General features: G+C 60.5%; 26 protein-coding genes. 14 read left to right on the top strand and 12 right to left on the bottom strand.

Features of this window, described 5'->3' with window-relative positions; genetic code table 11:
• Positions 1–195 precede the first annotated feature (195 nt).
• From NF676_RS11275 to NF676_RS11250, 6 genes are all read left to right on the top strand, one after another.
• Entirely contained in the window at positions 196–1,200 is a 1,005-nt protein-coding gene (locus tag NF676_RS11275) for a GlxA family transcriptional regulator (RefSeq protein ID WP_056784802.1), read from the top strand.
• Between the two features lie 96 nt (positions 1,201–1,296).
• Entirely contained in the window at positions 1,297–1,653 is a 357-nt protein-coding gene (locus NF676_RS11270) for a response regulator transcription factor (RefSeq protein ID WP_056784799.1), read from the top strand.
• Positions 1,654–1,876: 223 nt separating this feature from the next.
• Entirely contained in the window at positions 1,877–3,079 is a 1,203-nt protein-coding gene (locus NF676_RS11265) for an NAD(P)/FAD-dependent oxidoreductase (protein ID WP_095179611.1), read from the top strand.
• A 40-nt stretch (positions 3,080–3,119) separates the two neighbouring features.
• On the top strand, positions 3,120–4,052 hold the full coding sequence (locus tag NF676_RS11260) for an MBL fold metallo-hydrolase (protein ID WP_252877893.1): 933 nt from the start codon (positions 3,120–3,122) through the stop codon (positions 4,050–4,052).
• Positions 4,053–4,230: 178 nt separating this feature from the next.
• Positions 4,231–4,437, top strand: a complete 207-nt coding sequence (locus NF676_RS11255; protein ID WP_370593551.1) for a hypothetical protein — start codon at positions 4,231–4,233, stop codon at positions 4,435–4,437.
• Positions 4,438–4,521: 84 nt separating this feature from the next.
• Positions 4,522–4,770: a DUF6555 family protein gene (locus NF676_RS11250; protein WP_041480580.1), complete on the top strand. Its 249-nt coding sequence runs from the start codon at positions 4,522–4,524 to the stop codon at positions 4,768–4,770.
• A gap of 169 nt (positions 4,771–4,939) precedes the next feature.
• On the opposite strand, the gene NF676_RS11245 is transcribed toward NF676_RS11250, so the two are convergent.
• Positions 4,940–5,449: a nucleoside deaminase gene (locus NF676_RS11245; RefSeq protein WP_095179608.1), complete on the bottom strand. Its 510-nt coding sequence runs from the start codon at positions 5,447–5,449 to the stop codon at positions 4,940–4,942.
• Between the two features lie 33 nt (positions 5,450–5,482).
• Positions 5,483–6,823 (bottom strand): nucleobase:cation symporter-2 family protein, encoded by a 1,341-nt coding sequence (locus NF676_RS11240; RefSeq protein WP_056784786.1) that lies wholly within the window; start codon positions 6,821–6,823, stop codon positions 5,483–5,485.
• 202 nt (positions 6,824–7,025) lie between these two features.
• Between NF676_RS11240 and NF676_RS11235 the strand changes: the two genes are divergently transcribed.
• A complete protein-coding gene (locus NF676_RS11235; RefSeq protein ID WP_252887706.1) occupies positions 7,026–7,940 on the top strand; it encodes a LysR family transcriptional regulator in 915 nt (304 codons plus the stop codon).
• On the opposite strand, the gene NF676_RS11230 is transcribed toward NF676_RS11235, so the two are convergent.
• Both NF676_RS11230 and NF676_RS11225 read right to left on the bottom strand, forming a co-directional pair.
• Positions 7,941–8,366: a VOC family protein gene (locus NF676_RS11230; RefSeq protein ID WP_252887705.1), complete on the bottom strand. Its 426-nt coding sequence runs from the start codon at positions 8,364–8,366 to the stop codon at positions 7,941–7,943.
• A 168-nt stretch (positions 8,367–8,534) separates the two neighbouring features.
• Positions 8,535–8,987 (bottom strand): winged helix-turn-helix transcriptional regulator, encoded by a 453-nt coding sequence (locus NF676_RS11225; RefSeq protein ID WP_056784779.1) that lies wholly within the window; start codon positions 8,985–8,987, stop codon positions 8,535–8,537.
• A 107-nt stretch (positions 8,988–9,094) separates the two neighbouring features.
• Here NF676_RS11225 and NF676_RS11220 point away from each other — a divergent pair, with 107 nt between their 5' ends.
• The gene (locus NF676_RS11220; protein WP_095179604.1) at positions 9,095–10,321 is read left to right on the top strand and encodes an MFS transporter; all 1,227 of its coding nucleotides are present in this window, start codon (positions 9,095–9,097) and stop codon (positions 10,319–10,321) included.
• A 112-nt stretch (positions 10,322–10,433) separates the two neighbouring features.
• On the opposite strand, the gene NF676_RS11215 is transcribed toward NF676_RS11220, so the two are convergent.
• The 5 genes from NF676_RS11215 to NF676_RS11195 all read right to left on the bottom strand — a co-directional run bounded on the left by NF676_RS11215 (position 10,434) and on the right by NF676_RS11195 (position 12,490).
• Positions 10,434–10,580, bottom strand: a complete 147-nt coding sequence (locus NF676_RS11215; protein ID WP_177434183.1) for a hypothetical protein — start codon at positions 10,578–10,580, stop codon at positions 10,434–10,436.
• Between the two features lie 108 nt (positions 10,581–10,688).
• Complete coding sequence (locus NF676_RS11210) at positions 10,689–10,916, bottom strand: PLD nuclease N-terminal domain-containing protein (protein ID WP_024012535.1); 228 nt, start codon at positions 10,914–10,916, stop codon at positions 10,689–10,691.
• Between the two features lie 86 nt (positions 10,917–11,002).
• Entirely contained in the window at positions 11,003–11,458 is a 456-nt protein-coding gene (locus tag NF676_RS11205) for a DUF421 domain-containing protein (protein ID WP_016774256.1), read from the bottom strand.
• 7 nt (positions 11,459–11,465) lie between these two features.
• A complete protein-coding gene (locus NF676_RS11200) occupies positions 11,466–11,984 on the bottom strand; it encodes a hypothetical protein (RefSeq protein WP_252869229.1) in 519 nt (172 codons plus the stop codon).
• Complete coding sequence (locus tag NF676_RS11195; protein WP_150635663.1) at positions 11,981–12,490, bottom strand: CinA family protein; 510 nt, start codon at positions 12,488–12,490, stop codon at positions 11,981–11,983. Before NF676_RS11195 ends, NF676_RS11200 begins: the two co-directional genes overlap by 4 nt.
• Before the next feature lie 165 nt (positions 12,491–12,655).
• On the opposite strand from NF676_RS11195, the gene NF676_RS11190 reads away from it, so the two are divergent.
• Positions 12,656–15,037 (top strand): DUF3772 domain-containing protein, encoded by a 2,382-nt coding sequence (locus NF676_RS11190; protein WP_236169561.1) that lies wholly within the window; start codon positions 12,656–12,658, stop codon positions 15,035–15,037.
• 5 nt (positions 15,038–15,042) lie between these two features.
• On the opposite strand, the gene NF676_RS11185 is transcribed toward NF676_RS11190, so the two are convergent.
• Entirely contained in the window at positions 15,043–16,056 is a 1,014-nt protein-coding gene (locus tag NF676_RS11185) for a LacI family DNA-binding transcriptional regulator (RefSeq protein ID WP_252887704.1), read from the bottom strand.
• Between the two features lie 206 nt (positions 16,057–16,262).
• Here NF676_RS11185 and NF676_RS11180 point away from each other — a divergent pair, with 206 nt between their 5' ends.
• Genes NF676_RS11180 through NF676_RS11170 form a run of 3 tightly spaced genes read left to right on the top strand, consistent with a single transcriptional unit; the run spans position 16,263 to position 19,779 of the window.
• Positions 16,263–17,426, top strand: a complete 1,164-nt coding sequence (locus NF676_RS11180; protein ID WP_252887703.1) for a Gfo/Idh/MocA family protein — start codon at positions 16,263–16,265, stop codon at positions 17,424–17,426.
• Positions 17,416–18,498, top strand: coding sequence for a sugar phosphate isomerase/epimerase family protein (locus tag NF676_RS11175; RefSeq protein ID WP_056784758.1), 1,083 nt, complete (start codon positions 17,416–17,418; stop codon positions 18,496–18,498). Before NF676_RS11180 ends, NF676_RS11175 begins: the two co-directional genes overlap by 11 nt.
• Before the next feature lie 42 nt (positions 18,499–18,540).
• Positions 18,541–19,779 carry a nucleoside permease gene (locus tag NF676_RS11170; RefSeq protein ID WP_252887702.1) on the top strand — a complete coding sequence of 413 codons (1,239 nt, stop codon included), beginning with the start codon at positions 18,541–18,543 and terminating at the stop codon, positions 19,777–19,779.
• Positions 19,780–19,858: 79 nt separating this feature from the next.
• On the opposite strand, the gene NF676_RS11165 is transcribed toward NF676_RS11170, so the two are convergent.
• The gene (locus NF676_RS11165) at positions 19,859–20,155 is read right to left on the bottom strand and encodes a hypothetical protein (RefSeq protein WP_042609596.1); all 297 of its coding nucleotides are present in this window, start codon (positions 20,153–20,155) and stop codon (positions 19,859–19,861) included.
• 1,026 nt (positions 20,156–21,181) lie between these two features.
• Between NF676_RS11165 and NF676_RS11160 the strand changes: the two genes are divergently transcribed.
• Complete coding sequence (locus NF676_RS11160; protein WP_252887701.1) at positions 21,182–22,018, top strand: AraC family transcriptional regulator; 837 nt, start codon at positions 21,182–21,184, stop codon at positions 22,016–22,018.
• A 54-nt stretch (positions 22,019–22,072) separates the two neighbouring features.
• Entirely contained in the window at positions 22,073–22,666 is a 594-nt protein-coding gene (locus NF676_RS11155) for a LysE family translocator (RefSeq protein WP_076563371.1), read from the top strand.
• Here the strand turns inward: NF676_RS11155 and NF676_RS11150 are convergent.
• Positions 22,663–23,433 (bottom strand): AraC family transcriptional regulator, encoded by a 771-nt coding sequence (locus tag NF676_RS11150; RefSeq protein ID WP_252885778.1) that lies wholly within the window; start codon positions 23,431–23,433, stop codon positions 22,663–22,665. The genes NF676_RS11155 and NF676_RS11150 overlap by 4 nt on opposite strands.
• Positions 23,434–23,468: the final 35 nt, after the last annotated feature.

Here is a 23,468-nt window from a genome sequence, read left to right as displayed (position 1 = left end):
TCTCCTCGGCGAGATCGCAGCACGCATTGGGCTGGTCAATAAATCTAGTTCAGGATGGCCACCGCAGCCAGACACCGGCCGGACGGTCAGCAATCAGGCTAACAGTCAGCACCATTGCCGGCCGGCCAGAAACCCCTGAAAATCGGCCAGGCTGAGGCAGTCCCGCCTCTAGCGCTGCAAACAGGCAGGCCCGCGATGTCCACTCATCCCGCTTTTACAACGGCCCCGCGCGACGTGGTGTTTATCGCCTACCCACGGCTGAGCCTGCTCGATCTCAGCGGTGCGCAGACCGTGTTCTGGGCGGCGAGCAAAGCCTTGGTCGAGCGCGGGCAGCCCGGTTATCAACTGCACACCGCCAGCCTCAGCGGCGGCTTGATCCCGACCGTCGAAGGGCTGGCCATCGACACCCAAGCGTTAACCACGCTCGACACCACCGCGCTGGACACGCTGGTCGTGCCCGGCGCCCCTGACATCTGCCAGACCCTTGAGGAGCACCGCGAACTGAGCGACTGGCTGCAGGACCATGCTCACCTCGCCCGCCGCGTGGTCTCGGTGTGCAGTGGTGCGTTTCTGCTGGCTCAGGCCGGATTGCTCGACGCCCGCCGCGCTGCCACTCACTGGGCGATGTGCGACGCTTTGCGCGATCGCTTTCCAGCGGTCGAGGTAGATGCCGACGCGATCTTCATTCAGCAAGGCAAGGTCTGGACCTCGGCCGGAGTCACCGCCGGGATCGATCTGGCGCTGGCGCTGGTAGAGGCCGATTACGGCCGTGAAGTGACGTTGCAAGTCGCGCGGGAATTGGTGGTGTACATCAAACGCCCCGGCGGCCAGGCGCAATACAGCACGCTGCTGCAATCGCAGGCGCAGGACGCTGCGATGTTCGATGATCTGCACCTTTGGCTCATGGAGCGCCTCGGCGACCCGAATCTGACGGTGGAGCGCCTCGCCGAGCAAGCCGCAATGAGCCTGCGCAACTTCACGCGGGTCTATAAAGCGCGCACCGGGCGCACACCGTCGAAAGCGCTCGAGCTGTTCCGGCTCGAAGCGGCCAAACGCCTGCTGGAAAACTCCCCGCACAAAATCGAACGAATCGCCCGCCTCTGCGGCTTCAACGATGAAGAACGCCTGCGCGCCTGCTTCCAGCGCCACCTGTCGATCTCCCCGCGCGACTACCGCAGTCGCTTCAGCCGCGATGGCTGAACCGCTATACCTACGTATAGTTTTGCCCGCTGGCCATCAGCGTATGGTGCAAGAACGACAGGAGTCACCAGCTCGGCCGCCCGGCCCGGGAGCTTTATGTACAAGACGCATGTCATTGCGGTAGTGGACGACGACGAGGCAATGCGCACATCGCTGAGCAGCCTGCTGCGAGCGTCGGGGTATCAGGTGTTCTGCTATGCGGCGCCAGCGGACTACCTTGACTCGGACGGGCCGGCGCAGACTGATTGTTTGATTTCCGATATTCAGATGCCGGGCATGGGTGGTTTGCAGATGCTGGATGCACTGCGGGCGCAAGGCTGGCGGATGCCGGTGATTTTTGTGTCGGCGCATGCGGGCAAAATGCCCAACAGCGTACCCGGGGTCATCGCGTGTCTGGCCAAGCCATTTCAGGCTGAACGTTTGCTCGCCTGCCTGGAAAAAGCGCTGGGTTGATCCTTTTTCCCCATACCTTCGTATACCCCCCTTCCACCCATGCGTACCCCACGCACACCGATGGACAACTGCGCTCGTAGCCTCCCCGCCCTAGCATGGCTCTACACAGCGGGCGATTGAGCGCCAGGCAGTACGGCAAGCAGTTACGGCGGCCAGTGATCGTCACGCCAGAGTCCGCATCGGACTCGGGTGTCATCCATCCATCAGCGTCAGGGAGCACATTATGAAACAGCAATTATTGGTGATCGGTGCAGGGTTCGGCGGGCTGTGGAGTGCGCTGAGCGCTGCGCGTTTGCTGGATATGCATGCCCGTCAGGATGTCGAGATCACGCTGCTCGCCCCGCAAGCGGAATTGCGTATTCGCCCGCGCTTCTACGAGCCGGACGTGCACAGCATGTACGCGCCGCTCGACGCGCTGTTCGATGCGGTGGGTGTGCGCTTCGTCAAAGGCACCGCTGAAAGCATCGATGCCCGGGCGCGCCGAATCGGTTACCGCGACGAGGCCGGGCGTCCGGGTGAACTGGCCTACGATCGGCTGGTTCTCGCCAGCGGCAGCCAGCTCGCTCGGCCTCCGGTGGTTGGCCTCAAGGAGCATGCGTTCGATGTCGATCAGATCGAATCCTCGGCGCGTCTGGAACGCCATCTCATCGCCCTCGGCAACCAACCGCCCAGCGTTGCGCGCAACACCGTGGTGGTCGCCGGTGGCGGTTTCACCGGGATTGAAACTGCGACGGAAATGCCGGCGCGCCTGCGCGCGATTCTCGGTGAGGATCAAGACCTGCGCGTGATCATTGTCGATCGCAGCAAGGACATCGCTGCGACCATGGGCGATGGCATTCGCCCGTCGATCATCGAGGCGTCCAATGACCTGGGTATCGAATGGATCGTCGATGCCAGCGTTGCCGCTGTGGATGCCAATGGCGTCACCCTCGCCGATGGCCGCCACATCGAAAGCCACACCGTGATCTGGACCGTAGGTTTCCGCGCCAGCCCGCTCACCGAACAACTCGACGCCGAACGCGATGGCCAGGGCCGCTTGCATGTCGATGGCAACCTCAAGGTGCACGGCATCGATCACGTCTTTGCCGCCGGTGATGTCGCTCGCGCCGCCACTGACGACCTCGGCAACTATGCCGCGATGTCTTGCCAGCATGCGATCAGCCTGGGTCGCTACGCCGGCAACAACGCCGCCGCCGATATCCTCGGCGTCGCTCCGACAATGTATCGCCAGCCCAAGTACGTGACTTGCCTGGATCTGGGCGCCTGGGGCGCGGTGTACACCGAAGGCTGGGATCGTCAGCTGAAACTGGTGAAGGCCGAAGCCAAAGAGCTGAAGACGCAGATCAACACGGTGTGGATCTACCCGCCCGCCGCCGAACGTCGCGCCGCCCTCGCGGCCGCCGATCCGCTGATCCCTGTAGCCTGATTTCACCCTCCGCTTTAGCCCTGAGAACAAGGAGAACACCATGACCCTGCATCTGGATTCCTTCACCGCCAACCGCGCGGTGGCCCTGCAAACGCAAAGCGAAGAACTGGTGCCGTCGCGCTACGCCCTGCGCCTGGGCGACATTGACGTGATGGTGATCAGCGACGGCGTGTTGCCGTTGCCGACCCAGACCATGTCAACCAATGCCGCCCCCGCCGACCGTGCCGCCTGGTTCAAGGAAATGTATCTGGGCCCTGACGCCTTCGACTGGGCGCTCAACGTGCTGGTGGTGCGTAGCGGCGAACAAGTCATCCTCGTCGACGCCGGCCTCGGTGGCCAATTCCCCGGTTTCCCGCGCGCCGGGCAGTTCCCCAAGCGCCTGGCCGCTGCCGGGGTGGACCTCGCCGACATCACTGATATCGTCATCACGCACATGCACATGGACCATATCGGCGGCCTACTGGTCGACTCGGTGAAGAGCCGTCTGCGCCACGACGTGCGCATCCACGTCACCGCTGCCGAAGTGAATTTCTGGTCCACGCCAGACTTCACCAGCACCGACATGCCCGCACCAGTACCAGACGTCCTGCGCAGCACCGCCAACGCGTTCATCAACCACTATGAAAGCAAGTTGCACATATTCGAAGACGAATGTCAGGTTGCACCGGGCGTAGTTGCAAAACTCACCGGTGGTCATACGCCAGGGCACTGCGTGGTCTACGTCAACTCCGGTGGCGAGCGCCTGACCTTTGCCGGTGACGCGTTGTTCCCGGTGGCGTTCGATCACCCTGACTGGCACAACGGTTTCGAACACGATCCGACCAAATCGGTGGAAGTGCGCGTGCGCATGCTCAAGGAAGCCGCCGCCAGCGGCGAGCTGTTTGTCGCCACGCATCTGGCCTTCCCTTCGGTGGGTAGGGTCGCGATCAATGGTGCTGCTTTCCGTTGGATACCTGCGATTTGGGATTACTGATTGCGCGCCTGAAATCTTCGCCCGGCTTCTGCCGGGCGAAACCTTTTTCACCGCCATTGCTACGCAGAACCGTGCGGGCGGTGACCATACTTCGGTTGCTGTGTACCCTTTCTGCATCAAGCAAATCTGAGCAGAGGATGGAGTGTTGGCATATCTGGATTGGGTGCAATGGCCGGCGATGCTGGTCACCGTTCTGGCCGCCTGGCTGATCGGTTCGCAACGACCGCAACGGCGCATGAGCGGCTTCGTTTGTTTCAGTCTGAGCAATTTGCTGTGGGTGATCTGGGGCGTCCATGCCGGGGCTTACGCGCTGATCGTTCTGCAGCTTTGCCTGTTCCTGATGAACCTGCGCGGCTTCATGAAGAACCGCGTTTCAGAGCGCTGAGTGACGATGATCATCTGGCCAGAAAATCCTTTGAATTTTTCTTGTCGGACAAAATCATTTACGTATGAGCGTAAGGAGGAACTCATGCGTAGCACCGATATTTTCGTCATCGAATACAAACATCACGACCAGCCAAAATCATTCGTCATCCGCGCCAAGAGTATGCGCAACGCCGACGCTTGGCATTGGGCGAGCTGTGACGCCGGTATTGCGCCGATTCCGAAACCGGGTAAACCACCGTTGAAAGTGGTTTCCAAACCCCAGGCCGAGCGCTATGGGATTACGGAGGTGAAGTGGCGCGAGACGGCAGCGCTGGACTGGACGGAGGCTTAGGCAAATCGGGTCGCCTGGCTGAGCTTGCAAGTCAGCCAGGCGCCCCACAACAGACCATGGGGGGCATTCCGCTGGGGAATGTGCGGTTATCGTCCCGGTGAAGTGACCAGTACCTGACCGCGCGAAACTGATCGTTCCTCACGCTCCGCGTGGGAACGATCCATATCAACTAAGACCAGAACCCTTTATGCGGCTCAGCCGCCTCTTCCTCCAGCATCGGCCCGAAAACGCTCACCGTGCGCTGCCCTCTGGCAAACACTTCGCGACACGGCAACGAGAACGTCGGGTTCTCGGGATGATCGCCGGTCAGCCCGAGCAAAGCATGTTCCGATAACGCGTACACCACTCGCCCGACACCGGTCCAATACACCGCGCCCGCGCACATGCAGCAAGGTTCGGCGCTGGTGTACAGCGTGCACGCCTCCAGCTCCGTGGGTGACAAACGCTTCGCCGCCGCAGCCACCGCGACCAGTTCGGCGTGCTGGGTGGGATCACCTTCCGGCGGCATCGAATTGTTGCCCGCTTCGGCAATGACGTTGCCGTCGCGGTCCGCCACCAGCGCCGCAAACGGGTGCCGGCCACGTTGTTTCGACGCCTGCGACAGGGCGATGGTCTGGCGCAGCAATGCCAGGTCCAGATCGCTGACGCCGGCCGGGACAAGCTGAGTGAATTGATTCATGGGTAACTCCTGGGCAGTGAGAAAAGACAAAAGTCAGTCGGCCAGTTCGGCCGTGGAAGCGCCGACGGCGTCCGTCGATGGTTTTTGTTTGTTGAGCAAGAGGTTGAGCAGAATGGCGGTGATCGCACCGAGGAAAATGCCGCTGTCGAGCACCAGTTTCAGCGTCGGGCCGACATGTTCGAACAGGGCCGGAAACGACATCGGCAGGACGCCGACGCTGACCGACACCGCAACAATAATGGCGTTGCGTGTGCCCTCGAACTGCACCCGTGACAGTTCCTGAATGCCCGCCACCGTGGTCATGCCGAACATGACGATCGCGCAGCCGCCCAGCACCGGCGTCGGCACCGCCGCAATCAGCGCGCCGAGCTTTGGAAACAAGCCCATCAACACCATGATCGCGCCAGCGGCCGCAACGACGAAGCGGCTCTTGATGCTGGAAAGCGCAATCAGGCCGGTGTTTTGCGTGAAGGCGTTATAGGGAAAGCTGTTGAACAGACCACCGAGCATGGTCGACAAGCCGTCGGCGCGGAAGGCGTTACCGAGGGTCTGCTGCGTAGTCGGTTTGCCGACCAGTTTGCCGATGGCCAGGCAGTTGCCAGTGGTCTCGGCCATGATCACCAGCATCGCCAGGGTCATGATCAGAATCGGTACCAGAGAAAATTCCGGCGCACCGAACGCCATTGGCGCGCTCAACTCGAACCACGCCGCCTCGCTGACCCGATTGAAGTGCGTCATGCCGCAGGCGGCAGCGATCAGGCTGCCGACAAACAAGCCGATGAGCACACTGAGGTTACCGATGAAGCCGCTGAATTTCGCATAAATCACCAGCGTCACACTGACCGTGGCCAGACCCAGCAGCAGATTGGCCGGGCGACCGAAGTCAGGCGAATCGGGATTGCCGCCACCCAGCCAGATTGCCGCCGCCGGCATCAGTGAAATACCGATGATGGTGATCAGGCTGCCAATCACCACGGGCGGAAAGAATCGCAGCAAGCGGCTGAACACCGGCGCCAGTGCGATGGTCAGGAAGCCGGCGGCGATCACCGCCCCAAAGATCTGGCTGAGGCCGAACTCCTTGCCGATCATGATCATCGGCGCCAGCGCAATGAACGAGCAGCCCTGAATCAACGGTAAACGCGCGCCAAACTTCCAGAAGCCGAGGGTCTGAATCAACGTCGCCACACCGGACGTCAGCAGGTTGGCGTTGATCAGTAAAACCACCTGAGCCGACGTCAGCCCCATCGCACTGCCGAGAATCAGCGGCACCGCCACCGCTCCCGCATACATCACCAGAACATGCTGCAGACCGAAGGTGAAAAGCTGCCGCAGGGGCAACACCTCGTCGACCGGGTGAACGCGTTGTGTAGTCATGGCACAAGCTCCTGAAGGGGCAGCGTTGGTTGTAATCGCGGGCGCTCAGGGACAGACGCACAAACAGAATCGGCCCCGGCGTTCGAAGACGCGGGGTCATCCTTGAATGTTTTTAACGATGAAACAAATTGGCAACCATCGCTTTTTTCGATGGCAAAGACGCGGCACAATCGCCGTCTCGCTCAAGCTCGGAGTACACCGCGTGCGCTTCTCACTCGATCAGTTGCTGATGTTCGTCCAAGTGGTGAAAAGCGGCTCGTTCTCCGCCGCCGGGCGCAAGCTGGGCAAGACGCAATCGACCATCAGCGCAGCGATCGCCAATCTGGAAACCGACCTTGGCGTCGAGCTGTTCGGCCGCAGCAACCGCAGCCCTGCCCTCACCGCCAGCGGGCATAAATTGCTGGTCCAGGCAGAGGCGGTACTGGAGCGCTGCATGACCTTCGAGGCCCACGCCGATTGCCTTTCCGATAGCGTCGAACCGAGCCTGACCCTGGCGATTGAAACGCCGTACGGCCCGATCATGCCGGTGCTGCAAGCGTTCGAGCAGGCCTTCCCGTTTGTCGATCTGATCATTCGTCACCCGGTCTACGGCGATGTCAGCGAACTGGTCAGCAGTGGCGAGGCGGTGCTGGGCGTGGCGTTTTCGCAGCCGGGCTATCCCCGGGAACTGGCGTTCCAGCAACTGGGCAAACTGATCATGCTGCACGTCTGTCATCCCGATCATCCGCTGGCGCAACTGGACATCGTCACGTTCGACGATTTGCACGTGCATCGGCGCCTGGCGTTCAGTGCGCACGCCAGCAAACTGCCGAGCAGTGAATACCTGCGTTCGACGCAGCTGTGGCAAGCGGAAAGCTATCTGGCCCTGCTCGAAATGGTCCGCGCCGGCCTCGGCTGGGCGACCCTGCCGCGCCAGCTGATCCAGCGTGAACTGGGCAATGGCGAACTGGTCGAGTTGCAGCTGTCGGCGTACCCGCATACAGACTGGCAAATCGGCGTCGACCTGTTATGGGCACGCCAACGGCCACTAGGGACGGCCGAGCGCTGGCTTAAGGAAAAGCTCCAGGCCAACAAGGTTTATGAACGCGATCGCAACGGTCAGACCACTACGCTGTGATTACTTGGCGAACACCTGGCCCATGTCCTTGAACGCCTTGAATTCCAGCGCATTATCGCAGGGGTCGAGCAGAAACATGGTCGCCTGTTCGCCGACCTGACCCTTGAATCGAATGTAGGGCTCGATCACGAATTGCGTGCCGAATGACTTCAGTCGCTCGGCCAGTGCTTCCCATTGCTGCCACTCTAAAATGATGCCGAAGTGCGGGACCGGTACGTCGTGACCGTCGACCGGGTTGCTGTGAACGCTTTCCTGGGCAGCTGTCTGCGGCTGTTCATGGATGACCAATTGGTGGCCGTAAAAATTGAAATCGACCCACTGCGCGCTGGATCGGCCCTCGTCCAGACCGAACACTTCACCGTAAAAACGGCGGCAAGCGGCAAGATCGTAGACCGGGATGGCGAGGTGGAAAGGTGAAAGACTCATCAGGCACTCCGGCAATCGCGTTGGTTAAACCAATCTGGCAACGGCGCACCGCTGTTGCTCGAGGTTGGAAACAGCCTAGATCAGAAACTCGCCAGATGCCGACCCGACGTTCCATGCCCTGAGATAGCGCGTCTGTGAATACGCGCCACGACTATCTGCTCGGCTTCTTTACCGGCGCGTCACCACTTTTCGGTGACAGTCTGCCGGGGCCAGCACCGCGCCGGCGCTGGAGCGCACGACGATAGTTTCGACGGGCTCGGCCCGTTCGTTGTCGAGCAGGATCGAGTGCTCCTCCCCCTCGACAAACAGAAAACGCTCGCCCCACTGCCGCAGGCTGACGACGATGGGGAACACCGCCCGGCCCATGTCGGTGAGCACGTATTCCTTGTAGGCGCTGCCATCGGACGCGGGCTGAATCTGCAACACGCCGAGCTCGACGAGCATTTTCAGTTTGACCGTGAGGATGTTCTTGGCCAAGCCCAGACGTTTCTGGAATTCACTGAAACGGCGCACGTCATCGAACGCATCGCGAATGATCATCAAGGCCCAGCGATCGCCAATGGCTTCGAGTGTTCGGGCCACCGGGCATTCGCTCTGCGCCAATGTTTGTTGTCGGGCCATGTGATTCCTGATGGATCGGCTATTGAATGTGGTTGCATTTAACAACCCGAATGAATAAAGATCAACGTATCGGTTTCAATTCAAAACCACACTACGAGGAAGCAAGGATGCCGTGTCAGACGCAAACCCTGATCAATGCGCAAGCCGCAGCTGACAGCGCAACGACCGGGCTGAGTCGTTTGCAGACTTTTCTCTTTGCAATCACCTGCGCGATAGCAGTGGCCAATGTTTATTTCGCACAGCCATTGTTGGAATCGATGGCCGCCAGCCTCGGGGTTTCACCCGGTGCAATCGGCGTTGTGGTCACGGCCACGCAAGCCGGGTATGCGGTCGGGCTGCTGTTCATTGTGCCGCTGGGTGATCTGCTCGATCGAAAGAAACTCATCGTCAGCCAACTGCTTTTGTCTGCAACGGCGCTGTGTGCCGTGGGCCTGTCCGAGAGCTGGGGAGTGTTGCTCGGCGCCATGATGCTGGTGGGATTGCTGGCGGTGGTGGTGCAAGTGGTGGTCGCCTGCACCGCCAGCCTTGCTCGTCCGGAACAGCGCGGCGCCGCCGTAGGCACCGTCACCAGTGGCGTGGTGCTGGGCATTTTGCTGGCGCGTTTCGTTTCCGGCGTAGTGGCTGATCTGGCCGGTTGGCGCGGCGTGTATTTTGTCTCGGCAGTCATGATGATCGGCATGGCTCTGCTGTTATGGCGCACCCTGCCCGCCTCGGCAAAACCGCCCGCACAGGGCAGCTATCGGCAATTGCTGCGCTCGATGTTCCAACTTTTTTTGACTGAGCGGGTATTGCGCATCAGAGGTATCTTCGCCCTGCTGATCTTCGCCGCGTTCAGTGTGTTGTGGACGTCGATGGTGCTGCCGCTCAGCGCCCCGCCCCTGTCGTTGTCCCACACGCAGATCGGCCTGTTCGGACTGGCCGGAGTGGCGGGCGCGCTCGCCGCCGCACGGGCTGGGCGCCTGGCCGATCGCGGCTTGGGCAATCGCACCACCGGCATCACCCTAGCGCTGTTGACGCTGTCCTGGCTACCCATCGCATTTGTCGACAGTTCGCTGCTGGCGATGGCCGTCGGAGTGATCCTCCTCGACTTCGCCGTGCAAGCGGTGCACGTCACCAACCAAAGCCTGATCTTCGCCGCACGGCCCGATGCGCAGAGCCGACTGGTCGGTGCGTATATGTGTTTTTACTCGGTGGGCAGTGGTTTGGGCGCCATCGCGGCGACGTATACCTATGCGCACTCTGGCTGGGTGGCGGTGTGTTTTCTCGGAGGAGGGATCAGTGCTGTGGCGCTGATGTATTGGGTGTGGCTGGAGTACGTTTATTCACACGACTGAACCAATGTGGGAGCGAGCCTGCTCGCGAAGACGGAGCATCAGTCAGCACAGAGTTGTCTGACCTGACGCCTTCGCGAGCAGGCTCGCTCCCACAGGGATTACTCGCCAGCAGCTACTTGCCGTCCTCGGGCTTCTCGGTCTGCATCTGCACCGACGGTTTGCTTTTGTCACCGTCCTTGTTGGGTGCATCGTTGGAATCGAAGCAGCCGCTCAACAGAAACATTGAGCAGAACCCCAGACATACGCAGATTTTCTTCATGACAATCTCCTTTCAGCAGTGGTATTGCTACCCGGTTCAAGCTTGACCTAGCATCGTTTACCTTCTTCCGGGATGTGCGCAAATTCATTGCAGGACTGCATCGGGCTCTCAGCCCTTACTGTGCTCCGGCGACGAAGGCCCTTCCTTGACGCCGCGCGGGCCGGCGATGCCCCACACGATCAGGCCGAGCACCGGGAACACGATCAAGCCGATCGCCCAGGCGGCTTTGACGCCGACGCTCTTGTTGCTGCGAAACACGCTGACAATCGCCCACAGGTCGACCAGCAGAATGATCACCGCCACGGCGATGGAGAAGTAACTCGCTGCCTCGTTCATTTCGCAATCCTCCGATGACTTGTAAGCATTGGGCTGCGGGGCTTTTTCAGCGTTCAAAAAAATTGCGCGTGCGCGGCGCCAAAGCCTCAGCCACCTTCCGGATCCTGGCGGATCACGGAAATCTTGCCGTTGCGCTCGATGATCGCGAACTTGATCTGGTCGATGGTTTCAATGCCCTGACTGGAGCGCGCCGCCTCCATGACATCCGCCTCGACCAGCCGCGCATGGCGCAGACGCCGCTGCAACAGCTTGCCGTTCTCGACAATGATCGTTGGTTCACCATCGATCAGCCGCGAGATCCAGCTGGAACGCTGCTTGAGCAAAGAGAACCCAACGTCGATGGCGATCAGGGTGATGATCACCAGAAACGCATTGGTCAGGGAAAAATCATCACCAAGCAGCGCTTGCTGGGTGGCTTCACCGATGATCATCAGCAAGACGAAATCAAACGTCGTCAGCTCGGCCAACGAACGCCGACCGGCAATTTTGAACAGCACCATCAGTGCCAGATACATCGCGAGTGCGCGCAACACCGAGTCCATGGGTCACCTATGGATAAATGAATTGAATGAGCTTCACTTCGCTCGAGCCCGGCGCGCCGATATGGCTGCGAAACAGGCCCAGTCCGTCACCGCGCAGGGTCAGATAAAGCGTTGCCTGGCCCTGCGCATCCGCCTGCAACCACAAACGCATGCCCTGCGCTGAACTGCGCATACGCACTGGCGCCGGTTGCATGGTTTCGATGCTGAAGCCATCGAGCATCTCGCCGCCGATGTCCAATTCGACGATAGCTTCAGGTGTCGCGTGCACGCTGAGTTTCAGCGGGTTGGTCGAGCCGTTGCGGTGGAACATCTCGTACTCGACCTGGACTTTGCCATCGTCGCTGCGGGCGTCCTGCGAACTGAGCACGCCCCGGGAAAACAGCCCCAACAGACCCAGCAGCATGCACAGCACCAGCAGATACCAACCGATGCGCTCGAAGCGCCAGACCTTCAGTTGATAGGCCATGTCCTCCTGCACCGGGAACTGCCGACTGCGCAGATCGGGATGCTCAGCGTCAGGCTTCATCGGCGCCACCCTCCTTCGCCGCGCAAGGCGCGACGGTGATAGGCCGGCAACTGCTGCAAGGCGAACTCACAGGCCAGGGTCTGCACTTCACTGCGCGATCCGGGAAACCATTGCCGGGTGCTGAACAGAAAATGTTGGTCATCGAACTGGAATGCCCAGGCGAAACACACCGTACCGGCCTTGATGCCGTCCATATCATCGGGTCCGAGAATGCCGGTGGTGGCGACCGCGACGTTGGCCGTGCTGTCGCGCAACGCACCAATGGCCATTTCACTGGCAACTTCCACGCTGGTCAGATTGAAGGTTTCCATGGTCGCCGGGCTCACGTGGAGCAAGCGCTGCTTGGCTTGCGGCGAATAGACCACGTAGCCGCATTCGATCAGCTCGCCGCTGCCGGGCACTTCCGACAGCAACATGACGATTTCCCCGGCCGTGCAGGATTCGGCGGTGGTGATGATCAGCGAATGTTGGCGCAGGTATTCAATCGTTTCCTTGGCGATGGACATGGCACGCTCTCGAAGCTGTTATTGCCGGTTGACCGCTCGCTGTGCGGATCATTCCGCTGGACTGGATGAGCGTATACCCGCCTCTTCCAGTGAAAGTTTTCCGCCCTGTTCGGCACGATCACCTACCCTCATAGACTGTGTGATCCACTCGAGCCCGCCGCCCCCATGCGCTGTTCATTCAAGTCGTTGTTTTTGGTTCTGTTGCTGCTGCTGATGCCGGGCAGCGCTGCGCCGTGGGCAGCGGACCTTGCCGCGCCGGCGAACTCAGGCGCAGCGCCGCTACCTGTGATTTCGCAAAGCGATCTGCAAGCCCTGCAACAACGCCTCGACGGGCTCAAGCAGCAGATCTCGGCAGCGAACAATTACAACCAGCTCGAAGGCCCGCAGGATCGGGTGCAGGCGTTCATTCTCGATGTCGATCGGTTGTCGGCAGCGCTGTTGCCGCAACAGGCGCAACTGGCGGTGCAACTGGGCGTGCTCGGCACCGCTCCAGACGCTGAGGTGGCTGCCGAGCAAGCCGATATCGTCGCGCAACGGGCTGCGCTGGCGGAACAGAAAAGCAAGGTCGACGGCACCCTGAAAAGCCTCGCCGCACTGAAACAGAATGCCGCCGACCTGATCACGCAAATCGCCGGCATCCGCCGCACGCTACTGGAAAGCGAACTGACCCTGAGCACGCGCAGTGTGTTGAGTCCGCAGTTCTGGGCGCCACTGATCAATCCAAGCGAGGACGACCGCCAGCGCCTGCGACTGTTCGTCGAGCAGGTGGCTGACGTATGGGCCACGGTCTGGGCGCCGGGCGAGCGGTTTTACACCTGCGTACTGGTGCTGCTGGCGCTGCTGATCTGGACCTTCGGCCGACGTCTGGCTGAGCGCGGGCTGACCTGGTTCTGCATTCATCGCGTGGCGGAGGGCCGACTGCGCCGCAGTGCCTTGGCCTTCGCCTCAGCCATAGCGACCTTCATCACCACCGCCATCGCCCTGAAGCTGCTGTTCTACGCCTGCACCCGCCACGACGCCCTGCCGCCGGTGCTGGAAACCTTCTCCGAAGAGTTCGAAAAAGTCGTCTATGCCTGCGTGCTGATCACCGGGCTCAGCCGTGCATTGCTGTCCACCGAGCACCCGTCGTGGCGCCTGCCGGCAATTGCTGATCCAGTGGCGCTGGCCCTCAAGCCTTATCCGCGAATCCTCGCCTGCGCGTTGCTGGTGTTGGTGACGCTGGTGCAAGTCGCCAATGCCACAGGCATGAGCAGCCACATCGTGATGGCCGGGCGCGGCGTGATTTCCATGGTGGTGCTGGCGATCATCGGCACGATGCTGGTGCGCGTGGGCAAAGTGCGCAAGGCCTTGGTCGCCGCCAACGACGCTTCGGCGACGAACAGCGTGTTCGCCGGGCTGATCTACAGCGTCGCCAGCGTCTCGATGTTTGTCACGGCCATTGCCCTGCTTGCCGGCTATGTTTCGCTGGCGCGGTTCATCAGTTATGAACTGGTGTGGAGCTACGTCGTGCTGTCGGGTTTCTATTTGCTCATTCAGTTGGTCAAGGACGCCTGTGAACACCTGTTTTCACCGAAACACGCGAGCGGCCAGGCGCTCAAGCAATTGCTCGGGGTCAGCGATCGACGCCTTGAGCAAACGTCGATCCTGTTGTCCGGCGTCAGCCGCGCCGGCCTGATGCTGATGGCGCTGATTTCGTTGTTTGTCGGCGGCATCGGCACCACGCTCGGCCAACTGGTCACCAACATCATGTCGATTCTTGGCGGCGCCGGTTTGCGCAAGCTGAATATCGTCCCCGGGCACCTGCTCAATGCGCTGTTGGCGCTGCTGATCGGCATCTGGCTGATCCGTACATTGAGCCGCTGGCTCGACAACGAATTCCTGCCCAAGACCGACATGGACCCGGGCATGTGCGCGTCGCTGAGCACGCTGTTTTCCAATATCGGCTACGCCTTCGTGATTCTGCTGACGCTGTCGTCGCTGGGCGTGCAGTGGACCAATCTGGCGTGGATCGTCAGTGCGCTGTCAGTGGGTATCGGCTTCGGCTTGCAGGAGATCGTCAAGAACTTCGTCTCCGGCCTGATTCTGCTCACCGAGCGCCCGGTCAAGGTCGGCGACCTGATCAGCATCAGCGGCGTCGAGGGCGACATCCGCCGGATCAACGTGCGCGCCACGGAGATCCAGCTCAGCGACCGCTCGATCGTGATCGTGCCCAACTCGCAGCTGATCTCGCAGAACCTGCGCAACGTTACCCTCGGCGGCAGCGCTCAGGGCGTGGCATCGCTGGAGCTGGTGTTTCCGTTGGATATCGATCCTGAGCAGGTCAAACAACTGCTGCTGGATGCGTATCACGAGAACGAAACCATCCTCGATAAACCGGCGCCATTCGTGCGTTTCAGCAAGTTGTCCCCGGACGGCATAACCCTCACGGTCACCGGCTATGTGGGCAGCCCGAGGATTGTCGGGCTGACCAAGAGCGATTTGTTGTTTGAAGTGTTGAAGCGGTTGGGCGCGGCGGGGATCGCGCTGGCGAAGCCGCCAGCGGCGTGATCCGGTTAGCGCTTGCCCGAGTTGTCGATGCGGGCCGTGCTGCTGCGTGGCGTCAGCTCGAACGGCAGGACGACATGCCTTTCTGCCAGCGGCCGCTTTTCGATCAGGGCAATCAACATCTCGACCGCCTTGGCCCCGAAGGCCTCAGCCGGTTGCGAGATGGTGGTCAGCGGCGGATCGCAGAACGCAGCCATGGGAATGTCATCGAAACCCACCACTGAAATATCCTCGGGCACACGCAGCCCAGCCTGCCGGATGCGCTTGAGTGCACCAATGGCCATTTCATCGTTTTCACAGAACAGCGCACTCGGTCGCTCGGCCAATGCGAGCATCTTTTGCGCGCCGGCAAAACCGGCCTCAAGGCTGAAATTGCCATGGCAGATCAGTGCTTCATCGATGGCAATCCCGGCTTCGCGCAATGCCGCTTCGTAACCCGCCAGTCGATCCAGAGTCAGCGGGCTGTTTTTCGAGCCCTTGATCAGGCCGATGCGTCGGTGTCCCAATGCGATCAGGTGGTTGGTCATGGCTTTGGCGGCGGCGACGTTGTCCAGGCTGATGGTTGGATAACGCCCGGCCTTGAGCACTTCGCAGGCGTTCACGATCGGCGGCACATCGGCGTCGGCCGGAGCGTTTTCGAAAGGATCGTAGGCGCGCAACTGAATCACCCCGTCGGCCTGATAGGCGTACACCAGCTCGGCGAATTGTCGCTCCAGTTCTTCCCGGCCCTGAGTGTCGCAGAGCAGCAAGCGATAGCCAGCCGCCTGCGCCGCTTGCTGCGCGCCGCTGATGACCCGGGCAAAGAAGGTATTGGCGATGGTCGGCACCAGAATCACCAGATTGCCGGTGCGCCGCGAACGAAACTGCACGGCCATCAGGTTCGGCCGATAGCCGGCCTGCTCCACGGCCGCCATGACGCGCTCACGGGTTGGCGCGAGCACACGCTCGGGCGATTTCAAAGTCCTCGAAACCGTCGCCACGGAAACCCCGGCCAGTCGAGCCACTTCGCGAATATTGGACAAAAACACCTCGTTGATTCATGCCGATCAGACGCGGAGCTTACCGCAGGCAACGAGCGATCGAAACGCTGTCGATCATCCGCTGGCATTTGACACTCGGCTATTTCACGCCTAGATTTCGCCCACGATGTAACCGGTTACATCACTCATCAGCATTGCATCCAGCTACCGAGAGGACCGCCATGTACGCTGCCGCAAAAAAAACAAGAATGGGTTTTGTCGGAGGCGGTGAAGGTTCATTCATTGCCCGTGCCCACCGGCAAGCCGCCGGCCTCGATGGACGCTTCGAACTGGTCTGTGGCGCGTTCAGCCGCGACTCGGAGAATAATCAGCGCACCGCTGCGACCCTGGGAGTGTCCGCCGAACGTTGTTACGGCGACTGGCAAACCCTGCTCGCTCGCGAGGCCGCCCTGCCCGCCGAGCAACGCATGCAACTGCTGGTCATTGTCACCCCCAATCATCTGCACGCACCGATTGCCCGTGAGGCATTGAGCGCCGGTTTTCACGTGTTCAGCGAGAAACCCGCGGCGCTGAATCTCGCCGAGGTGCAGGCGCTGCATTCGGTGGTGATCAACAGCCAGCGAATTTACGGGCTGGCGCACACCTACCTCGGTTACGCGATGGTCTGGCAGGCCCGCGAAATGGTCGCCAGCGGCGTGCTCGGGCACGTGCGCAAAGTCATCGTCGAGTACCCGCAAGGCTGGCTCAGCACCGATGTCGCCGGGCAAGGCAACAAGCAGGCCGGCTGGCGCGACGATCCGGCGCAATCCGGGATCGGCGGCTGCATTGGCGACATCGGCACCCATGCGTTTTCCCTCGCCGAGTTCGTTGCCGGCCAGTCGATCCAGTTCATCAGCGCAATGCTCGGTTCGCATGTCGAGGGTCGGCAACTGGATGACGATGTGGCGATGCTGTTCAAAATGAGCGACGGCGCCAGTGGTGTATTGCTCGCCAGCCAGGTCTGCGCCGGTGAGGAAAACCCGCTGAAGATCCGCGTCTACGGTGACAAGGGTGGGCTGGAATGGCGTCAGGAAGAGCCGGCCAGTCTGATTCATCGACCGTTGAATGAACCGATGCGTATTCTGCGATCCGGAGTCGGTCAGCCGTGGTTGTGTGACGCTGCCAGTCAGCGCATGCGCCTGCCCGCCGGGCATCCCGAGGGTTATCTGGAAGCGATGGCCAACCTGTACGGCGATCTCGCCGAGGCGATTGTTCAAGGCGTCGAAGGCCATCAGGCCCCGGGCATACCGGGCATCGAGACCGGCCTGCGCGGCATGGCCTTCATTGAAACCGCCATCGCCAATCACCTTGGCAATGAAAAGTGGAGCGAGATACCCGGCCCACTGACAGGAGCCCAGCACAATGAACAGTGATCAGCAAAATTTGACTGGCCTGAAAGGTCCGGGGATTTTCCTCGCGCAATTCATCGCCGACGAAGCGCCTTTCGACTCCCTCGCCAACATCGCCGAGTGGGCAGCCTCGCAAGGCTATAAAGCCATTCAGGTACCGACCCTCGGCACGCGTTTCATCGATTTGCAGCGCGCCGCTGAGAGCCAGGATTACTGCGACGAACTCATCGCCGTCTGCGCCCGCGCGGGTGTAGTGATCAGCGAGTTGTCGACGCACCTGCAAGGACAATTGGTCGCTGTGCATCCGGCGTTCGACAGTCTGTTCGACGACTTCGCCCCGCCAGCGCTGCGCGGCAAGCCGCAGGAGCGCACCGAGTGGGCCATCGAGCAGTTGAAACTGGCGGCCCGTGCCAGCCAGCGTCTCGGACTCAAGGCCCATGCGACCTTCTCCGGCGCCCTGCTCTGGCCCTACGTCTATCCATGGCCGCAACGTCCGGCCGGTTTGGTCGAGCAAGGTTTCGCCGAACTGGGCAAGCGCTGGCTGCCGATCCTCGATTGCTTCGAAGAGGCCGGCGTTGATCTGTGCTACGAAATCCATCCCGGCGAAGACTTGCATGACGGCGCGTCGTTCGAGCAGTTTCTTGAGGCGGTGAATCATCACCCCCGCGCCGCAATTCTCTATGACCCGAGCCACCTGCTGCTGCAGCAAATGGATTACCTCGGCTTCATCGACCGTTACCACCAACGCATCCGCATGTTCCACGTCAAGGATGCCGAGTTCCGCCCCGATGCGCGCTCCGGCGTCTACGGCGGCTATCAGGGCTGGGTCGAGCGTCCCGGGCGCTTCCGCTCGCTGGGCGACGGCCAGATCGATTTCAAATCGATCTTCAGCAAATTGTGCCAATACGACTTCAACGGCTGGGCCGTGCTCGAGTGGGAATGCTGCCTGAAAGACTCTGCACAGGGCGCGGCGGAAGGCGCGGCGTTCATCGAGCGACACATGATCCGCAAGACCGCCAAGGCCTTCGACGACTTCGCCGGGGTCAGCGCCGATGCCGCTTCCAACCGGCGCCTGCTCGGCCTGACCGACGACTGATTCATCCGCGTTACCGACATAAAAACAATACGGTGATCTGAAATGAACGTAATGAATGCGCGACTGAGCGTGATGATGTTTTTGCAGTTCTTTATCTGGGGCGGCTGGTTCGTCACCCTCGGCACTTTTCTGGCCACCACGCTCGCTGCCAGCGGCGGCCAGGTCGGCATGGCCTTCGCCACGCAATCATGGGGTGCGATTCTGGCGCCGTTTGTCATTGGCTTGATTGCCGACCGGTTTTTCAATGCCGAACGCATTCTGGCGGCGCTCCATCTGCTGGGCGCGGTGCTGCTCTATCAGCTCTATCGCGCGGCAGACTTCAGCGCGTTTTATCCCTATGTGCTCGCCTACATGATGGTCTACATGCCGACATTGGCGCTGGTGAACGCCGTGGCGTTCCGCCAGATCAAAGACCCGGCGCTGGAGTTCTCGCGCATTCGCGTATGGGGCACAGTGGGCTGGATTGTCGCCGGCGTGGTGATCAGCTTCGTGTTCGCCTGGGACTCGCAGCAAAGCATCGCGGCGGGAGGCTTGCGCAATACGTTTCTGATGTCCGCCGTCGCATCACTGCTGTTGGGGCTTTACAGCTTCAGTCTGCCGAACACCGCGCCGCTGAAAACCGCAGCCGGCTCATCAAGCCTGAAGCAGATGCTCGGCGTCGATGCGTGGGGTTTGCTCAAGGATCGCAGCTATCTGGTGTTCTTTCTCGCCTCGATCCTGATCTGCATTCCGCTGGCCTTCTATTACCAGAACGCCAACCCGTTTCTCGCGGAGATCGGCGTGACCAACCCGACAGCGAAGATGGCCATCGGTCAGGTCTCGGAAGTGCTGTTCATGTTGCTGTTGCCGCTGTTCATCCATCGTTTCGGCATCAAGATCGCCCTGCTGGTCGGCATGGCTGCCTGGGCGTTGCGTTACGTGCTGTTTGCCTTCGGCAATAACGACGATCAGGCATTCATGCTGCTGATCGGCATTGCCCTGCACGGCGCGTGCTATGACTTCTTCTTCGTGTCCGGGCAGATCTACACCGATGCAAAAGCACCGGAACGCTTCCGCAGTTCGGCGCAAGGTCTGATCACTTTGGCCACGTACGGGTTGGGCATGTTGATTGGCTTCTGGATTGCGGGACGGATTACTGACCACTTCACTTCGAGTGCGGGCCATGACTGGAGAAGTATCTGGCTATTTCCAGCCGGTTTTTCCGTGGCGGTGCTGCTGTGTTTCTGGGCGACGTTCAAGGGCCGCGATCGGGACAAGGCTGTGTTGCCGACTGCGGTTTAGAGCAGAGTTCTAATGCATGAACAGAACGAATGCCGCCTGTGGTTTAGGCGGCATTCGCTATCGATGCTCATGGTTGCGCTCAAGCGGTGCGACGTTCGAGCAGACGGTCTGCGCCACCTTCGGCAACCCGATTGCCTTGCAGATGATCGGAGCCATCAGAGGCTACTGCATCGCTGAACAGTGGATCGGTTTCGGTGGCGGCAACTGCGTCGCTGAATAGCGGGTCGGTTTCGGTGGCGGCTACTGCGTCGCTGAACAGACGATCAGTTTGAGTAGCGGCCACCGCGTCGCTGAACAGTGGGTCGGTTTCGGTGGCGGCGAAGGCGTTCAGTGCAAAAACCGAGAAAGCGATACCGAGGATAGTCTGGCGTTTCATGATGATGTGCTCCGAGGTGCAGTGATTGGGTATGGAGTCGATCTTACGCCGCGCTATGGATATGAGAACTTCATTGACTTAATGGTCGTTATTGACGCAATCAATGATCGAGCTAAGCAAAAGTAGCTGCTTATCTAACCTTTAAGCTGTTACTTACGGGTCCAAACGAAACGCCCTACAACGTCCAAGGCACAAAACTGACCAATCGTATTATTGACAGCTTTACGCAAGCAAAAAAAAGACCCGAATCGATAAAAACCGAAACGGGTCTTTCCCACTCAGACGACCCTTATTTCAAGTCGTCAAAGTGATCTCGCAGGAACTCGTAAAAGCGCAAAGCTTTCAACAATCTCCATACAAGGCTCAGCGTACGCAGCAAAAGCTTCATACGTTTTGGCCTCCAGGGCTGGCGGCCAAACCTCCAGCAAACTTACCGGACCATGCGTGCCTTCAGCCTACATGCTGGTGTGGCTAGTGAGGCGGCCGGTTGAAATCCCTCCGAGACAACATTCCGGCGCGGGTGCGAATCCGCGTCAGAGGGCGTGAAACCTTTTGCGCCCCCCAGCCAAACCTCACTGCTCTACCAACAAGATGAGCGCAGGCATCTTAACGCAGAAATCAGAAGAGAAAACCCGAGTACCCAAGGTTATCCTGCGGCTACGCCTGAACCTTTGTAAAATCTTATTTCTGACAATGTTTATTGACAGACCTGAATTCAGCTACATGCGTTGGACGTTCCGAAAAAACCTCGCACATCACGCTAAACCTACGTTGCACTGACGGGAGAAACTCAATACCATGCGCGGACATGTTGGTGTGGCTAGTGAAGCACATGGCCTCGGCTCCAAACCGAGGATTGAAAAACCGCCCCGCGAAGGCGGTTTTTTTTCGTCTGCGTTTTCTGGTCCCACCCCATCCAGGACACATTGCCTGACTCGATCCCCCTGCACAAATCTTCTAAACACTCTCCTCCCCCACGCGGTATTTTAAAAACGCCCAAGCTCAACCGCCCTATGGAGTCCTCCCATGGACACACGCAACTGGATCTCCCTGTCCCAGGATGTCGATACCGGGATCGAGTCGATTCGTGCGCATTTCCGTGGGCATGCCTACGATCCGCACTGGCATGACAGTTTCCTCGTGGGCGTTACCGAGCAGGGCGTGCAGCAGTTCAATTGCCGTCGTATACGTCATCGCAGTACCCCGGGGCATGTGTTCCTGCTTGAACCAGGAGAGATCCACGATGGCCATGCGCCGACCGAGGATGGCTTCACCTACTCGATGCTGTACCTCGATCCGCACTGGCTGGAGCGCGAACTGCACGCGCTGTTCGAAGAGGCGCCCGCCGACAGTCAGCCAGGATTTGCCGACACCCTGAGCCACGATCCGCGCCTGTCGACGGCGATCGTGCAAGCCTTCCATGCTTTGCATGACGGCGATCTGCGCATCGTCCGGCAGACTGCGCTGGATGGCCTGCTGGCGTCCCTCACCCGCCACCTCGACTGGCGCAAGCGTCAGGACTTCGATCCGCGCCTGCCACTGGTTGCGCAGGTTGCGCGCGACTATCTGCATGCCCACACCTACGAAGACATCGGCCTCGACGACCTAGCGCAAGCCTGTGGCGTTGATCGCTTTCGCCTGACCCGCGCGTTCAAGGCCGCTTTCGGTCTGGCACCCCACGCTTACCTGATCCAGTTGCGCCTGGCCAAGGCGCGGCAATTGCTCGCGCGCGGCGAGACGCCAGCGCAGGTGGCCAGCGTGCTCGGTTTTGCCGATCAGAGTCATCTCGGTCGCTGGTTCCGACGCGCCTATCAACTGACCCCGGCGGACTACCGCAAACGCTGCTCAAATCTTCCAGACTGACGCCCTCCGTCTGACGATCATGGTGTCCTGTTTCGACTTTCAGGAGTTTGCACCATGGCTTCTTTACTGCCCTTTCTACTGTTTGCTTTCGTTGCCTCGATCACGCCGGGGCCGACCAATATTCTGGTGTTGAGCCACAGCTCGCGGCGCGGATTGATTGCCACGCTGCCGATCATTTTTGGCGCGTGTGCGGCGGCCGCGTTGATCGTGCTGGTGGTCGGGCTCGGTGCTGGTGAAACCCTGCTGCGCTTTCCGCGCGTGCAGCAAGCCATGGCTTGGGCTGGCGTGCTCTGGTTGAGCTGGCTGGCGTGGCAGATCTTTCGCAGCCCGCCGCCATCCCTGGACCCGAAATCGCAGGAACAAAGCTTGAGCGTATTCGGCGCGGCGCTGCTGCAATTGGTCAACCCGAAGGTGTGGATGATGGCTGTGGCGGTGGTCAGCGTATTCGTCGGCGGCGGCGACAAGACGCTGCGCCTGTTGGTGTTGTCGCTGGCGTTTCTGCTGGTGTCGTTGCCGTGCATGACGCTCTGGGCATTGCTCGGCGTTGGCAGCGCGCGCTTGCTCAGCTCACCGCAGGCGTTCAAGCGCATGAACGCGGCACTGGCCCTTCTTCTGCTGCTCTCGGCCTGGCTGGCCGTGTTGGTCTAATGCCCGGTGGCTTGCCGGTATTCGCGTGGTGTAAACCCGGTCGAGGCCTTGAACTGACGGGTGAAAGCGCTGTGATCGGTGTAGCCGCATTGCAGCGCCACCTCGGTGATCGGCAGGTCGCTGTGCAGCAATCGATGGGCGTGTTCAAGACGGACTTTCTGAATCATCTGCCGTGGTGTCAGGTGGAAAACGCGTTTGCAATAGCGCTCCAGTTGCGCCACGGAAATCCCGGCGATCCGCGTCAGTTCACTCAGCGTCACCCGCCGGTTGAAGTTGCCGCGAATGTATTCATCGACAGCCGCCAGGCGCTCGAACGCCGGGTGGGTTTCACTGGCTGACTGCAGATCCACCGAGATCCCCACCAGACCGATGATCGTCCCGTCACGGTTGTAGATCGGCCTCTTGTGGGTCAGGCACCAGCCCGGTTCGCGACTGCCATACAGATGCAGTTCGAGCTGATCCTCCAACACGAAACCTTCCTCCAGCACCTTGCGATCCTGCTCGGTATAACCCGGCCCCAACTGCGCCGGGAACACCTGCGCACTGGTTTTGCCGAGCAACGGGCGCAGGTCCTTCAAGCCACAACGCTGCACCAGCGTACGGTTGGCCAGCACATAACGCGCTTGCAGATCCTTGATGAAGATCGCCGCATTGGGGATCACATCGAGTATCGGCAACAGCTGCGCGGCCCCGGCGACCATCTCTTCGAGGGTCTGCGCACGCAAGCCGTCAGTGCCTTGGCACAGGATCGAAAACGCTGACTGCATCAAAGACTTCCCCTCGAATTGAACCACCGCAAATG

The sequence above is a fragment of the Pseudomonas siliginis genome (assembly GCF_024072275.1).
GTDB classification, from domain to species: Bacteria; Pseudomonadota; Gammaproteobacteria; order Pseudomonadales; family Pseudomonadaceae; genus Aquipseudomonas; species Aquipseudomonas siliginis.
The sequence above is the reverse complement of the archived record's forward strand: the minus strand, read 5'-3'. Positions and strand labels throughout refer to the sequence as shown.